Source organism: Limnohabitans sp. DM1, from assembly GCF_001269385.1.
In the GTDB taxonomy this organism is placed as follows: Bacteria; Pseudomonadota; Gammaproteobacteria; order Burkholderiales; family Burkholderiaceae_C; genus Limnohabitans_A.
The window spans coordinates 18982-33347 of sequence record NZ_CXOO01000054.1 but is presented as its reverse complement, the minus strand read 5'-3'; the positions used below and the strand labels follow the sequence as shown (position 1 = coordinate 33347).

The 14366-nt window shown below is 60.9% G+C and carries 13 protein-coding genes; 9 read left to right on the top strand and 4 right to left on the bottom strand.

Annotated elements, in window-relative coordinates; translation table 11 throughout:
• Positions 1 to 301 precede the first annotated feature (301 nt).
• Complete coding sequence (gene recQ, locus AMM33_RS18610) at positions 302 to 2146, bottom strand: DNA helicase RecQ (RefSeq protein WP_090142756.1); 1845 nt, start codon at positions 2144 to 2146, stop codon at positions 302 to 304.
• A 372-nt stretch (positions 2147 to 2518) separates the two neighbouring features.
• Here recQ and queC point away from each other — a divergent pair, with 372 nt between their 5' ends.
• The 3 genes from queC to AMM33_RS18595 all read left to right on the top strand — a co-directional run bounded on the left by queC (position 2519) and on the right by AMM33_RS18595 (position 7007).
• On the top strand, positions 2519 to 3238 hold the full coding sequence (gene queC / locus AMM33_RS18605; RefSeq protein WP_090142755.1) for a 7-cyano-7-deazaguanine synthase QueC: 720 nt from the start codon (positions 2519 to 2521) through the stop codon (positions 3236 to 3238).
• 433 nt (positions 3239 to 3671) lie between these two features.
• Entirely contained in the window at positions 3672 to 5876 is a 2205-nt protein-coding gene (gene katG, locus AMM33_RS18600; protein ID WP_090142754.1) for a catalase/peroxidase HPI, read from the top strand.
• An 84-nt stretch (positions 5877 to 5960) separates the two neighbouring features.
• The gene (locus AMM33_RS18595; RefSeq protein WP_090142753.1) at positions 5961 to 7007 is read left to right on the top strand and encodes a homocysteine S-methyltransferase family protein; all 1047 of its coding nucleotides are present in this window, start codon (positions 5961 to 5963) and stop codon (positions 7005 to 7007) included.
• Positions 7008 to 7165: 158 nt separating this feature from the next.
• Here AMM33_RS18595 and AMM33_RS18590 read toward each other — a convergent pair whose 3' ends face one another.
• From AMM33_RS18590 to AMM33_RS18580, 3 genes are read right to left on the bottom strand one after another with little or no spacing between them, the layout of a single operon-like run.
• On the bottom strand, positions 7166 to 7819 hold the full coding sequence (locus AMM33_RS18590) for a response regulator (RefSeq protein WP_090142752.1): 654 nt from the start codon (positions 7817 to 7819) through the stop codon (positions 7166 to 7168).
• On the bottom strand, positions 7816 to 9171 hold the full coding sequence (locus AMM33_RS18585; protein ID WP_090142751.1) for an ATP-binding protein: 1356 nt from the start codon (positions 9169 to 9171) through the stop codon (positions 7816 to 7818). Before AMM33_RS18585 ends, AMM33_RS18590 begins: the two co-directional genes overlap by 4 nt.
• Entirely contained in the window at positions 9168 to 10202 is a 1035-nt protein-coding gene (locus AMM33_RS18580) for an alpha/beta fold hydrolase (RefSeq protein WP_090142769.1), read from the bottom strand. The genes AMM33_RS18585 and AMM33_RS18580 overlap by 4 nt, the downstream gene beginning before the upstream one ends.
• A 211-nt stretch (positions 10203 to 10413) precedes the next feature.
• Between AMM33_RS18580 and pqqA the strand changes: the two genes are divergently transcribed.
• The 6 genes from pqqA to AMM33_RS22120 all read left to right on the top strand — a co-directional run bounded on the left by pqqA (position 10414) and on the right by AMM33_RS22120 (position 14184).
• Complete coding sequence (gene pqqA / locus AMM33_RS18575) at positions 10414 to 10488, top strand: pyrroloquinoline quinone precursor peptide PqqA (protein WP_090142768.1); 75 nt, start codon at positions 10414 to 10416, stop codon at positions 10486 to 10488.
• Positions 10489 to 10564: 76 nt separating this feature from the next.
• The gene (gene pqqB / locus AMM33_RS18570; RefSeq protein ID WP_090142750.1) at positions 10565 to 11482 is read left to right on the top strand and encodes a pyrroloquinoline quinone biosynthesis protein PqqB; all 918 of its coding nucleotides are present in this window, start codon (positions 10565 to 10567) and stop codon (positions 11480 to 11482) included.
• Positions 11479 to 12216 carry a pyrroloquinoline-quinone synthase PqqC gene (pqqC, locus tag AMM33_RS18565; RefSeq protein WP_090142749.1) on the top strand — a complete coding sequence of 246 codons (738 nt, stop codon included), beginning with the start codon at positions 11479 to 11481 and terminating at the stop codon, positions 12214 to 12216. Before pqqB ends, pqqC begins: the two co-directional genes overlap by 4 nt.
• A complete protein-coding gene (gene pqqD, locus AMM33_RS18560; protein WP_090142748.1) occupies positions 12213 to 12494 on the top strand; it encodes a pyrroloquinoline quinone biosynthesis peptide chaperone PqqD in 282 nt (93 codons plus the stop codon). The genes pqqC and pqqD overlap by 4 nt, the downstream gene beginning before the upstream one ends.
• The gene (gene pqqE / locus AMM33_RS18555) at positions 12491 to 13621 is read left to right on the top strand and encodes a pyrroloquinoline quinone biosynthesis protein PqqE (RefSeq protein ID WP_090142747.1); all 1131 of its coding nucleotides are present in this window, start codon (positions 12491 to 12493) and stop codon (positions 13619 to 13621) included. The genes pqqD and pqqE overlap by 4 nt, the downstream gene beginning before the upstream one ends.
• Positions 13622 to 13911: 290 nt before the next feature.
• Positions 13912 to 14184, top strand: coding sequence for a hypothetical protein (locus AMM33_RS22120; protein WP_194945557.1), 273 nt, complete (start codon positions 13912 to 13914; stop codon positions 14182 to 14184).
• Positions 14185 to 14366: the final 182 nt, after the last annotated feature.

Here is a 14366-nt window from a genome sequence, read left to right as displayed (position 1 = left end):
AAGTTTGAATTTTTTGCGCCGTCACTGCTTATAGATTCGGCCCGATGAAGTCTGAGCCGTGTGTTGTCAGTTGGGAGGATTTTGTGGGAGCTTGCCAGCCAAGCGAAAAGCCAGTGGTCCACACGCGTCTGATCGCCAGCAGGGCTAGCGCCCACAAGGTGCAAGAGGGAAGTCACCCTGCAAACTTCACAGGGCCGGATCAATAAGCCGAAACCACCCACGTCGGACCTGGCGTTACCGAGCTACAACATCGCAGGGCAGCAGCAATCTTGGTGTTCAGCACCCAAGGATTCGGCCCCTGTCACATCCCCTGGCACACCCGCAGCACCTGCGGGCCGTAGGCTTCGAGCTTTTTCACGCCCAGTCCACTGATGCCTTGCAGGTCTGACAGGCTTTGCGGGGCGTGTTCGGCAATGGCGGCCAACGTGGCGTCGTGGAAGATCACATAGGCGGGCAGGTTGTGTTCTTTGGCCACCTCGGCCCGCCAGGCCTTGAGGTTGATGTAGCGCACCATCGCGTCCTGCCCCAGATTGGCGGCAGCGGGCGCTGGGGCGCTGCGCGTGCGGCTGCGTTTGTCGCCGCGTTGGCTGGTGCTTTCGCGCAGCTGCACGGGCACATCGCCTTTGAGCACGGCGCGTGACGCCTCGGTCAGGTGCAGGGTGCTGAAACCCTCTTCGGTGTGCACATGCAGCGCGCCAATCGCGATCAGCTGGCGCATCACAGCGCGCAGTTGCTGCTCGCTGTACTCGGCGCCCAGGCCAAAGGTGCTGATGCTTTCGTGGCCGCGCTGCGCCACCTTGTCGGTTTTTTTGCCGCGCACGATGTCCATGGTGTGGCCCGCGCCAAAGCTGTGACCGCTGCTTTGCTGCGTGCGGTAGACGGTGGACAGCAGCTTGCGGGCCGCATCGGTGCCGTCCCACACTTGGGGCGGGTGCAGGCAGTTGTCGCAGTTGCCGCAGGGCATGCTGGGCTCGCCAAAGTAGCCCAAAAGCCGCACGCGGCGGCAGTCGGTCGCTTCGGCCAGGGCCAGCAGCGCGTCGAGCTTGCCGCGCATGACTTGCTTGAAGTCTTCGCCCGCCGGGCTCTCGTCGATCATGCGGCGCTGGTTCACCACGTCTTGCAGGCCGTAGGCCATCCACGCGTCAGACGCCAGGCCGTCGCGCCCTGCGCGGCCGGTCTCCTGGTAATAGCCTTCGATGTTTTTGGGCATGTCCAGGTGCGCCACAAAGCGCACATCGGGCTTGTCGATGCCCATGCCAAAGGCCACGGTGGCCACCATGACCACGCCTTCTTCGCGCAAAAATTCGTTCTGGTGGCGCTGGCGCACGGCGGCGTCCAACCCTGCGTGATAGGGCAGCGCATGGATGCCCGCTTCACACAACATGACCGCGATCTCTTCGACCCGCTTGCGCGACTGGCAATAGACCACACCCGCTTCTTCGGGGTGTTCGCGCTCGATGAAGCGCAGCAGCTGGGTGCTGGCGTCTTTTTTCTCGACGATGGTGTAACGGATGTTGGGTCGGTCAAAGCTGCTGATGAACAGCTCGGCGCTTTCCAGTTGCAGGCGCTCGACGATATCGGCGCGGGTCAGCGCATCGGCCGTGGCCGTGAGCGCCACACGCGGCACGCTGGGGTAGCGCTCGTGCAGCACCGACAGGCCCCGGTATTCAGGCCGGAAGTCGTGGCCCCATTGGCTCACGCAATGCGCTTCGTCGATGGCAAACAGGCTCAGCAGTCCGCGCTCGAGCAGCGAATCCATTTGTGCCAGAAAACGGGCGTTGGTCACGCGCTCGGGCGCTGCATACAGCAGGGTGATTTCGCCGCGCAGCAAGCGCCGCTCGATGTCGCTGGCTTCTTCGCTGGTGAGGGTGGAGTTGAGGAAGGCGGCGCTCACGCCTGCTTCGTGCAGCGCACCGACCTGGTCGTGCATCAATGCAATCAGGGGCGAGACGACCACGGTGATGCCGTGGCCTGCCCGCTGGCGCGCAATGGCGGGCACCTGGTAGCACAGCGACTTGCCCCCGCCCGTGGGCATGAGCACCAGCGCATCGCCGCCAGCAGCCACATGGTCGATGATGGCTTGCTGCGGGCCGCGAAAGGCGTCGTAGCCAAAAACTTCGCGCAGGATGGGGAGGTGGGGGGACACTGGGGATTGACGGGCTTTTTGAAGGCTTGATTGTCCTCTATCGATGGCTTGGGTTTAGCGTTTGTCGCTTGAGTTTTTGCGGGTGTGGTGTGGGTGGGTGAGGGCAGGCACAGGGTTCCTCATACGGCGGGGGTACGCCAAAATCGTCACCCTGTGCCTGCCCTCACCCACCCACGCAAAACCATGGGCTGCGCGGCTAACACACCCAAGACTGTCGACCACCACCAGTGTTTGGAAGGGGCCGGCGGCGGGCGACGATTTTGGCGTACCCCCGCCGTATGAGGAGCCCGCCGCCGGCCCCTTCCAAATGCGCTCCGCCGCGCCCAGACTCTGACAGCTCCCCCTTCATGGACAGCGTTACCATCCCAGCCCATGCACACCTCCGCCCTTGTCCTGTTTTCCGGTGGTCAGGACTCCACCACCTGCCTGGCCCAGGCCTTGAGCCGTTACGGCCGTGTTGAAACCCTGGCTTTTGACTACGGACAGCGCCACAAAGTCGAGTTGGACGCCCGCCTGAACGTGTTGGCCGCCATCAAGGCGAAGTTCCCGCAATGGGCCCCCAAAATGGGCGAAGACCATTTGCTGGACGCTCGCATCCTCGGCCAGATCAGCGAAACCTCATTGACCCGCGACACCGCCATCGAGATGGAAAGCTCGGGCCTGCCCAACACCTTCGTGCCCGGGCGCAACCTGCTGTTCCTCACGCTGGCGGCGGCGCTGGCTTACCGCCGGGGCTTGCAGGTCATCGTCACGGGCGTGTGCGAGACCGATTTTTCGGGCTACCCCGACTGCCGCGACGACACCATGAAGGCCATGCAGGTGGCCCTGTCGCTGGGCATGGACCGCAAACTGCTGATCGAGACGCCGCTGATGTGGATCGACAAAGCCCAAACCTGGCAGCTGGCGCATGACCTGGGCCAAAAGGCTCAGCCCCAAGGCGGCGGGCAGGCGCTGGTGGAGGTGATCGTGGAGCACACCCACACCTGTTACCTGGGTGAACGCACGCAACGCCACGACTGGGGTTATGGCTGTGGTCAGTGTCCGGCTTGCCAGTTGCGGGCTGCTGGGTTCGGGCGGTGGACAGGCCGCTGAAACGGTCAAGGCCCTCCACCCAAAATGCCTGCCCTGTAGGTCGGTACTCGAAGAGTCCGACGATGCACGCTTGACTCAAAGCGCTGGCTGCAGGCAAAGGGGGTCCATCAGGTCAAACGGCGGGGTCTTCGACCGCCTACCTACGAATACCGTTGTTCCCCTGATGTTGGCGCTTGTCAAGCTTTGGGCATGGGCTTTGTGCGGTAACTAACAAAAACCACCTGTCAATAGATTTTATAAATTCATGTAATAAAATTAATTGGATCGTAAAAGCTTATTAATATTTTTATACTTGGCGCCTGACGTTTTTTTCGGAGTTCAGCATGACTGTCACCGCCGCCCCTCTCACACCTCAGCCCCTCTGGCTGGAAGTGCTGGCTGCGATGGCACAAGCGTTCTGATCCAACATTTTTTTCACATACAGGAAAGCCCTATGACTGCCCCATCCCAATGCCCTTTTCACGCAGCGACTGGCGCCCGCGCCACCCATGGCGCGCAATCGAATGCCGATTGGTGGCCCAACCAGTTGAACCTGAGCATCCTGCACCAGCACCAGCCGGTCTCCAACCCCATGGACCCGGATTTCAATTACGCCGAGGCCTTCAAAAACCTCGACTTTGCCGCGCTCAAACAAGACCTGGTCGCGCTCATGACCGATTCGCAGGACTGGTGGCCCGCTGACTGGGGCCACTACGGCGGTTTGTTCATCCGCATGGCCTGGCACAGCGCAGGCACTTACCGCACGGCCGATGGTCGCGGCGGCGCCAGCACGGGCAATCAACGCTTTGCGCCGCTCAACAGCTGGCCGGACAACGGCAACCTCGACAAGGCACGCCGCCTGCTGTGGCCCATCAAGCAAAAGTATGGCAACGCCATCTCGTGGGCTGACTTGTATGTGTTGGCGGGCAATGTGGCCATGGAAACCATGGGCTTCAAGACCTTTGGTTTCGGCGGTGGCCGCGAAGACATCTGGGCCCCCGAAGAAGACATCTCCTGGGGTGCCGAAAAGGAATGGCTGGCCACCAGCGACAAACCCGACAGCCGCTACAGCGGTGACCGCGAACTGGCCAACCCCTTGGCTGCAGTGCAAATGGGCTTGATCTATGTGAATCCGGAAGGCCCGGACGGCAAACCCGATCCGGTGGCCAGTGGCCGCGACGTGCGCGAAACCTTCGCCCGCATGGCCATGAACGACTACGAAACCGTGGCGCTGATCGCTGGCGGCCACACGTTTGGCAAGGCCCATGGCGCCGGTGACCCCCAGCTGGTCGGCCCCGAGCCGGAAGCCGCCCCCATGGAAGCCATGGGTTTTGGCTGGATCAACCAGCACGGCAGCGGCAAAGGCGCCGACACCACCACCAGCGGCATCGAAGGCGCCTGGAAACCCAACCCCACCACCTGGGACATGGGCTACTTCAAAGTGTTGTTCAAGTACGAGTGGGAACTGGTCAAGAGCCCCTCGGGCGCGCACCAGTGGCTGGCCAAGGACGTGGCCGAAGAAGACCTGGTGGCCGATGCCCACATTCCCGGTAAAAAACACCGCCCGATGATGACCACGGCCGACCTCTCGCTGCGCATGGACCCCGCTTACGAAAAAATCTCGCGCCACTTCCTGGCCAACCCCGACGAGTTTGCCGATGCCTACGCCCGTGCATGGTTCAAGCTGACGCACCGCGACATGGGACCCAAATCTTTGTACCTGGGCCCCGAAGTGCCCGCAGAAGACCTGATCTGGCAAGACCCGGTGCCGGCTGTTCAGCACCCCTTGATCGACGCCCAAGACGCCGCAACCCTCAAGGCGCAGGTGCTGGTCTCGGGCTTGACGGTCAGCGAGCTGGTGTCCACCGCCTGGGCCTCGGCCAGCACATTCCGCAGCTCTGACAAGCGCGGCGGTGCCAACGGCGCGCGCATTCGCCTGGCCCCACAGCGCAGCTGGGCAGTCAACCAGCCTGAGCAGCTGGGCAAGGTCTTGGCTGTGCTGGAAGGCATTCAGCAAGCCTTCAACGCCGAGCACAAGGGCGGCAAGCAAGTGTCGATGGCCGATTTGATCGTGCTGGCAGGCAACGCAGGCGTCGAAGCCGCAGCCCGGGCGGCCGGTCATGCCGTGGACGTGCCTTTCCACCCTGGCCGCACCGATGCCACGCCCGAACAAACCGATGTCGAGTCGTTTGCCGTGCTCGAACCCGAAGCCGATGGCTTTCGCAACTACCGCAAACAGGCCTACACCGTCACGCCCGAGGCCATGCTGCTGGACAAAGCCCAGCTGCTCACCCTCAGCGCCCCCGAAATGGCGGTGCTGGTGGCCGGTCTTCGCGTGCTGGGCGCCAACCACGGCGGCAGCGCACAGGGCGTGTTCACACAGCGCCCTGGCCAGCTGACCCCTGACTTTTTCGTCAACCTGGTCGACATGTCCACCGCTTGGACACCCGTGGGCGACAACCGCTATGAGGGCCGCGACCGCAAGACTGGCAACGTGAAGTGGACAGCCACCCGCGTGGACCTGGTCTTTGGCTCCAACTCACAGCTGCGCGCCTTGGCCGAGGTCTATGCGCAAAACGACAACCAGACCAAGTTCGTGCGTGATTTCGTCACCGCATGGCAAAAAGTCATGGAACTGGACCGCTTCGATCTGAAGTGAGTCTTTGCGGTGGGCGCGGCTTGTGCGCCTGCTTGAAACCTGAGTCCCTGCGGGCAGCCGCAGGGACTTTTTTACAATGTGGCGATGAAACACCTGAATTACACCCGCGCCCAGGCGCTGCCCGAGATCCTGAACACCCGCATCGCCATCCTCGACGGGGCCATGGGCACCATGATCCAGCGCTTCAAATTGACCGAGGCCGACTACCGGGGCGAGCGTTTCAAGGACTTCCCCAAAGACATCAAGGGCAACAACGAACTGCTGAGCCTGACCCGACCCGACGTGATCCGCGACATCCACGAAGGGTATCTCGCCGCTGGTGCCGACCTGATCGAGACCAACACCTTTGGCGCCACAACCATCGCCCAGGCCGACTACGACATGCAGCACCTCGCCCGCGAGATGAACCTGCAATCGGCCAAACTGGCCCGCGCTGCTTGCGACAAATTTTCCACCCCCGACAAACCCCGCTTTGTGGTGGGCGCTCTCGGCCCCACGCCCAAGACCGCCAGCATCAGCCCCGACGTGAACGACGCGGGCGCACGCAATGTGAACTTTGAAGAATTGCGCGCTGCCTATTACGAACAGGTCGAAGCCTTGGTCGAAGGCGGCTCGGACGTGCTGCTGGTCGAGACGATCTTTGACACGCTCAACGCCAAGGCCGCGCTGTTTGCCATCGAAGAATTCTTTGAAGCCAGCGGCCAGCGCCTGCCGCTCATCATCAGCGGCACGGTGACCGACGCTTCGGGCCGCATTTTGAGCGGCCAAACCGTGACCGCCTTCTGGCACAGCGTGCGCCATGCCCAGCCCCTGGCCATTGGCCTGAACTGCGCTTTGGGCGCCACGCTGATGCGCCCCTACATTCAAGAATTGAACAAGGTGGCGGGCGACACCTTCATCAGTTGCTACCCCAACGCCGGTTTGCCCAACCCCATGAGCGACACCGGCTTTGACGAAACGCCCGAAGTCACCAGCCGCCTGCTGCACGAGTTCGCCGCCGAAGGCCTGGTCAACATCGTGGGCGGCTGCTGCGGCACCACGCCCGAGCACATCGGCGCCATCGGCCGTGCCGTGGCACCGCTGGCGCCGCGCAACGTGCACGGCGGGTTTTTCTACAAAGAAGCGGCCTGAGACTGTGTACCGCGATCGACGACAAAACGCTGATCTGCGGGAGATGGCCTCTGGATACGGCAGCTAGAAGCCAGGGCCTGTGCCTCGCCCCATCGCGGGGCGCAAATCCGACATTTGTCGGCTATCGCGCAGGGTGATTCGCCCTACGCGCAAGCCCTTCACGCACATCCATCGGTGACGCTGATCACACCATGACGCACGGCCAAGAGCGTCAGTTCGGATTGGTTGTTGAGCCCCAGTTTTTGTTTGATGTTGTACAGGTGCGTGCCCACCGTGGAGGCTGACAAGTTCAGCAACTCGGAAATTTGGGCCACCGATTGGCCGCGGGCCAATTGTGCGAACACTTCAAACTCTCGCGCAGACAGTTTTTCGACAGGATTTTCCCGGCCCTTGATGGACTGCATGGCCAGGCGCTGAGCAATTTGAGCATCCATATAGGGCTGCCCTTTGGCGACTGAGCGGATCGCGTCCATCAAGGCCTCGGGCGCGCAGCGTTTGGACAAATAGCCCAATGCGCCGGCTTGCAAGGCGCGCATCGGGTGACTGATGTCTTCGTGCGCGGACAGGGCCAAGATGCCCAGCCCGCTACATTTGCTGCTCAGGCGTTTGATGGTTTCAATGCCGCCCATGCCGGGCATGGCGATGTCCATGATGACCACATCCGGTGTGCTGGCTTCGACCGTTTGGCAGGCCTCTTCACCCGAGCTGGCTTCGGCCACCACGTCGATGTCGGCAGTCGCTTGCAACAAAAGGCGAAACCCCATGCGCACCACGGCATGGTCATCAACCAACATGACTTTGATTTTTTTCATGAGCTATTTTTTGGAATGACAGGCAGTGTGGCCCGGATCACCACGCCCGTAGGGGTTCTTTGCAGCCATCGGAGTGTGCCCCCGAGGGCTTCAGCACGCTCACGCATGCCCGGCAAGCCAAAGTGGCCATGGGTCTCAAAATGCAGCACTTGTCCGAGGCCGTCGTCCACCACTTGGATGTCCAGTTGCCCTGCTTCTGCTGTCACGGTGATTTCAATGCATTGGGCCTGGGCGTGTCGCAACGCATTGTTCAGCGCTTCTTGGATGATCCGATAAATGGCCGTGGCCAATGACGCATGCAAGTCGGTCAAGGGCGCCCTGATGAGCGCCTCGATCCGCACCTTGGGGTGGCGCATCCGGCTGTCGGCCAGCAAGTCGAGCAGGGCGTCGTGCAATCCAAAACGGTCCAGCGCCAGCGGCCTCAAAGTGGCAATCAGGCGGTGCATCCCATCGTAAATCTGATCGGCGCACGCCATCACCAAGCGCGCAGAAGACTCAATCGACGGGTCTGTTTTTTCGGCACGCTGCGCAATGGCCAGGCTGACACTTTTAATGGCCGTGACTTGCTGTCCCAACTCGTCATGCAACTCGCGTGAAATCGCGCCGCGCTCGATCTCAATGCGGTCCTGGATCATTTGCGTCAGTTCACGGTTTTCGGCCAGTTCTTGTGCCGCTTTGCGCGCCTCTTTGCGCGCTTCGATGCTGTCTTGCACCGACTTCGCCATGCGGTTAAAGGCCAATCCCATTTGACGTCCTTCGTGCCCCGTCATCTGTGTCAGCCGGGTGTCGTAGCGGCCATCCGCCATGCTCAACAAGCCCTGACTCAACTGGTGCATCGGCTTCAAGGCGCGGCGCATGAGGGCATACACGAGAGCGTTGCCCAGCAAGAAACACAGCAGCACAGTCCACAGCATGGGGCGCAGTTCGTCCCAGCCATCGAGCACGGCACGCGAGGTGTCAGCTTGCAAAATCATGCGCCCGTTGGGCAGTTGAATGACGCGAGCAGGCAGTGGGGGCGAGACGATGCGGCTGTACCACTCGGGCGCTTCGAGTCCGGCTTTGTACACAGATGGAGGTGAACGGTAAATGAGCTGGTCGCTGTCATCGCGCAGCTCAATGGCGTTGGCGCGAATGCGCCCCACTTGGCGCAAAAATTCGGCAATGCCCGTCATACCATCGTTGCCATAGATCCATTGCAAGCGCGACAAAAACTGACCAGCCACCACATTGGCTGAAACCACCTCTTCACGCACGCTTCGGCGTGTGTTGTCGAGTTGCAGCCCGATCAAAATGGACGCAAACACCGCCATCATGGCGATGATGATCAAGTTGACTTGGAGTCTGAGGCTCATGGTGTGTCCCGTGCGGGCATTGGCAAGTCGGGGCGCCCAAAATGGCCATGCCGGGCAAAGCCATTGAGTGCATTCACCACGGCCTGCGCCATGACAGGTTCATACGGATTGTGGCCACTTTGGGCCAGCAGATTCAGAGTGCTGTGCGGCAAGCGGCGGTGCACCTCCAACGCCGCTTGCGGGCTGCACACCGTATCGCACTGGCCATGCACCAGCGCCACAGGCAGACTGTGCAGCGTGTAGATGCGTGACAGCAAACCGTCATCGCCCCAAAAGCACCCATGATGCAGATAGTGACTTTGCACTTGGTATTTGCGCACCAGCCGCTGCACCTCATGGAGCGGCAACTGAGCCGCTCGGGCGGGCACAAGCTGCTGCTGCTCCACCGATGCCTCCCAGGCTTCCCAGCGCAGGGCGATGTCTAGGGCCTTGGCCGCACTGCCGCTGTGCAAGTGGTGGTGAAGCCATGGCACGATGCGCGACTTTTGCGCCTCTGACGCGCCACGCGTCAATGCGGCCCAAGCTTGTGGCAGGCGTGGCTGCATGCCCTGAAAAAATGCATCGATGTCGCCAGGCCGACCCAGAAACACGCCCCGCAGCAGCAAGCCCAGGCAAGCCTCGGGGTGGGCTGCGGCATAAGCCAAACCCAGACCTGCCCCCCACGAACCGCCCATGACCAGCCAGCGCGACAGGCCCAAGTGTTGGCGCAAGACCTCCAGGTCAGCGATCAAATGGGCCGTGGTGTTGTGCGCCCAGCCGGGTGGGGCCACGCTGCGACCGCAAGCGCGTTGATCCATCAAGATGGCGCGAAAAATGCCGGGATCAAAAAACGACCGGTGACCTGGGCTGCAAGCGCTGCCTGGGCCACCGTGCAAAAAGACCACCGGCAAACCCTCAGGGTTGCCGCACTGCTCCACATACAAGCGATGGCCTTGGCCGACATCCAGCAGGCCTGCCTCAAATGGCTCACGCGCCGGATCCAGGCGACCATGGGCAGACAGGTGAACTGGGGGGACGCAGCGTTGCAACATGGTCAGGATGCTATCGGCATTTGTGCTGGGCACCCGGGCCTGCCCAGAATGCTTTGGCTGCACCCCGCCAAACTCATGAAATTCATGAGGTGCAAATCCATGAATTCAGGATGGCTAGAAGGCGCCCACCCCTCCAAACTGCATCTGATGCGGGCAGACAGGCTGTCCGCACATTCAAGGCACTTTGCCTGACAACACCAAGGAGATCGACATGACATGGGAAAAACCAACGGCAACCGACATGCGTTTTGGCTTTGAAATCACGATGTACATTGCCAACCGCTGAGTGCATGTGCCGATCAGCCCACGGGATGTTCCCGTTGGGCTGATGTCCTTTTGACCCGTTTATCTCGTCCTGTACCGTGAAAATTCATGTCTTGGGTTCGGCCGCTGGTGGCGGATTTCCGCAATGGAATTGCAATTGCCCACACTGCGCAGCCTGCCGAAACGACCACCCGGATTACCAGCCTCGTACCCAGTCTTCGATAGCCGTCAGTGCCAATCAGACCGATTGGGTGCTGTTCAATGCTTCCCCTGATATCTTGCAGCAACTCAAAGCCTTCAAGACCTTGCAACCTGCACGCGCCCTGCGCGACACAGCCATCCAAGCCATCTTTTTGATGGACGCCCAAATTGACCACACCACGGGCCTGTACATGCTGCGCGAGCACCGCCAGCCTTTGCCCATTTGGTGCCACCCCCTGGTGCGCGATGACCTGGTCACCGGCAATCCGCTGTTCAAAGTGCTGTCGCACTATTGCGGGGTCGACTGGCACGAGGTGCCCCTGACGCCCACGGGCTTTGACATGGCGACCGTGCCCGGCCTGCACTTTGCCGCCCTGCCCTTGATCAGCAATGCGCCGCCTTATTCGCCCCACCGCGACCAACCGCAGCCCGGCGACAACGTCGGCGTCACCCTCACCGACACGGCGACTGGCAAGACCTTGTTTTACGCCCCGGGCCTGGGGGCCATGGAGCCCCACGTTTGGCAGGCCATGCAAAGTGCCGACTGCGTGCTGGTCGATGGCACCCTCTGGAGCGATGACGAAATGATTGCGCTGGGGGCATCGGCCAAAACGTCCCGGTCCATGGGCCACATGCCGCAAAGCGGTCCAGGGGGCATGCTCGAATGGCTAGACCGCCTGCCCGCGCACACCCGAAAAATTCTGATTCACATCAACAACACCAACCCCATCCTGAATGCCCAAAGCCCGCAACGCCAAGAACTCACGCGCCGCGGGGTTGAGGTCTGCTTTGACGGCATGGACATTGACCTATGACCGACACCCGCGCCCCTTGGAGCCCCGAAGCGTTTGAAGAACGCCTGCGCGGCAAGAGCACCAGTTACCACATTCACCACCCCTTCCATGTGATGATGGGACGGGGTGAATTGACGCCGCCCCAACTGCGCGGCTGGGTGGCCAATCGTTTTTACTACCAAATTTCCATTCCCATCAAAGACGCGGCCATCCTGTCGAACTGCGACGACATCGCCATTCGGCGCGAATGGATTCAACGCATCCTGGACCACGATGGCTGTCACATCGGCGGCGTGGACGACGCCGGTGGCATCGAGGCCTGGATACGTTTGGGCCAAGCGGTCGGCCTGTCGCGCGACGACGTCACCTCCCTGCGCTATGTGGTACCCGCTGCCCGCTTTGCGGTGGACGCATATGTCAACTTTGCCCGGCAAAGGCCATGGCAAGAGGCGGTGGCCTCCAGCTTGACCGAGTTGTTTGCGCCGCACATTCACCAGCAACGCATTGACACTTGGCCCACCCACTACCCTTGGGTGGATGCGGCGGGTTTGCAGTATTTCAAGCAACGCCTGACGCAAGCGCGCCGCGATGTCGAACACGGTTTGCATTTCACCTTGCAGCACTTCAGCCAATCCCGTGCCCTACAAGAGCGCGCCCTGAACATTTTGCAATTCAAGCTCGACGTGTTGTGGGCACTGGCCGACGCCATTTTGCTCAGCCAATGCACCATTGAAATCACCGGGCCCAAAGCATGACAGCCGCAGCCCGTATGGACTTGAGTGCCTGCCCTAAGGTGGCGGCGTTGTACCGCTTGCAGTACGAAGAAGTTCAAAAAAGCTGGGTCTTGCTCTACCCCGAAGGCATGGTCAAGCTCAACGCCAGTGCGGGCGAAATCATGAGCCGCCTGGACGGCCAACGCCCCGTGAGCGAGATCATTGCGCGCTTGGAGCGCGACTTCAACACCGGTAATTTGAGCGAGGATGTCTTGGATTTTTTGGCCATCGCTCAAAACCAAGGCTGGGTTAAAGCATGACAGACACCCCGCACACACCCGGACCGCCCCTGTGGCTTTTGGCCGAGCTCACTTACAAGTGCCCCCTGCATTGCGTCTTTTGCTACAACCCGGTTGACTTTGCCCAGACCCGCAACGAGTTGAGCACCGACGAATGGCTGCGCGTGTTGCGCGAAGCCCGTGCGGCGGGCAGCGTGCAGTGCGGATTTTCGGGCGGTGAGCCCATGCTGCGGGACGACCTGGAAGTGCTGGTGGCTCAGGCGCATCGCCTGGGGTTCTACACCAATTTATTGACCTCAGGCGTGGGCCTGACCGAGGCCCGAGCTGCCGCCCTCAAAGCCGCCGGGCTGGACCACATCCAGTTGTCTTTTCAAGATTCCACCCCCGAACTGAACGACTTTTTGTCGCACACCAAAACCTTCGATCTGAAGCAGCGCACGGCGGCCCTCATCAAGCAACACGGCTGGCCCATGGTGCTCAATTGCGTGATCCACCGTTTGAACATTGACTACATCGAAAACATCATCGACATGGCGGTGCAATTGGGGGCCGAGTTTCTGGAGCTGGCCAACAGCCAGTATTACTCCTGGGCCGAACTCAACCGCGACCAATTGCTGCCCTCACGCGCCCAGCTGGAGCGGGCCGAAGCCGTCACCCAAACTTGCCGCGAGCGCTATGGCGACCGCATCAAAATCATTTTTGTGGTGCCGGATTACTACGAAACGCGCCCCAAAAAGTGCATGAACGGCTGGGGCAATGTGTTTTTGACCGTCACCCCTGACGGCACAGCCTTGCCCTGCCACACCGCCAAGATGCTGAAAAACATCCAGTTTCCCAATGTGCGAGCCATGAGCGTGAGCGACATTTGGTACCGCTCGGACGGTTTCAACCATTACCGGGGCGATGCATGGATGAAAGACCCCTGCCGCAGCTGCCCGGACAAAGAAAAAGACCACGGGGGTTGCCGGTGCCAGGCCTTCATGCTGACTGGTGATGCAGACCAAGCCGATCCGGTGTGTGACAAATCGCCCGCCCATGCCCTCATCACCGACGCAGTGGCCCGCGCCCAATGGCCAGACGCCGAGCGGGTGCCGAGTCAGCCCTTGATTTTCCGGAACCCCAAAAACTCTCTCAAATACGCCCCTTGAGGGGCTTGCCGAGTGGGCAGCCCTTCAGCAAGGCGTGTGTCACGCCCGTCGCGGCGGGGGCGCCGCTGTTCTTACAGGGCTATCACGCACGGAGTGCGTTCATCTATGGCTTAACGGCTGTCAGGCTCGGGGTGCGCTGCCCGACTGACGGTTTGATCACTGCTGTCATTTTGTAACCTCTTACAAAATAATACACATTAAAGTGTCAATAATTGATGATTTAGACTGTTTCAGTGAATCACTAAGGTAACATTTGTTCATCTTTGAAAAATTTGTTTTGAATACAAAAGATGAACTTCAATACTTCGGTTTCATGGCATGTGGTGGGTATGTTTCAGCGCGTGTGGGCACTGCTGGGGCGTGTGGGTGTCAAAGTGTTTGGCGGAGTTCAGTGGTTTGCGTTGGCGCGGTGGCGGGTGGCGCGGATTTGTTGGCGTGATTTGGGCAGGGCATTGTCCAAGTCCTCGCAGCCACCAGAGGCTTCGCCGGAGTATTTGGGTGGTTGGTGGTGGCAATCGCCCGCTTCGCAGCGCACCACGGTGCGGCGGCGGGCTGGGGTTTGAGGTTCATTGCGGATCGGTCAGAGCAAGTTGCGATGAGACGCGTTGTATCCCGTCATTCAATGATCACCGACGTGGTGTTCGGCGCTTCATCGCCAGCAGGGCTGGCTCCTGCAAAGAAAGTTGTTGGCCCCAATGACAACAGCGCCACGAAGGGCGCTGTTGGGTTGCGGGCAGGTGTCGGA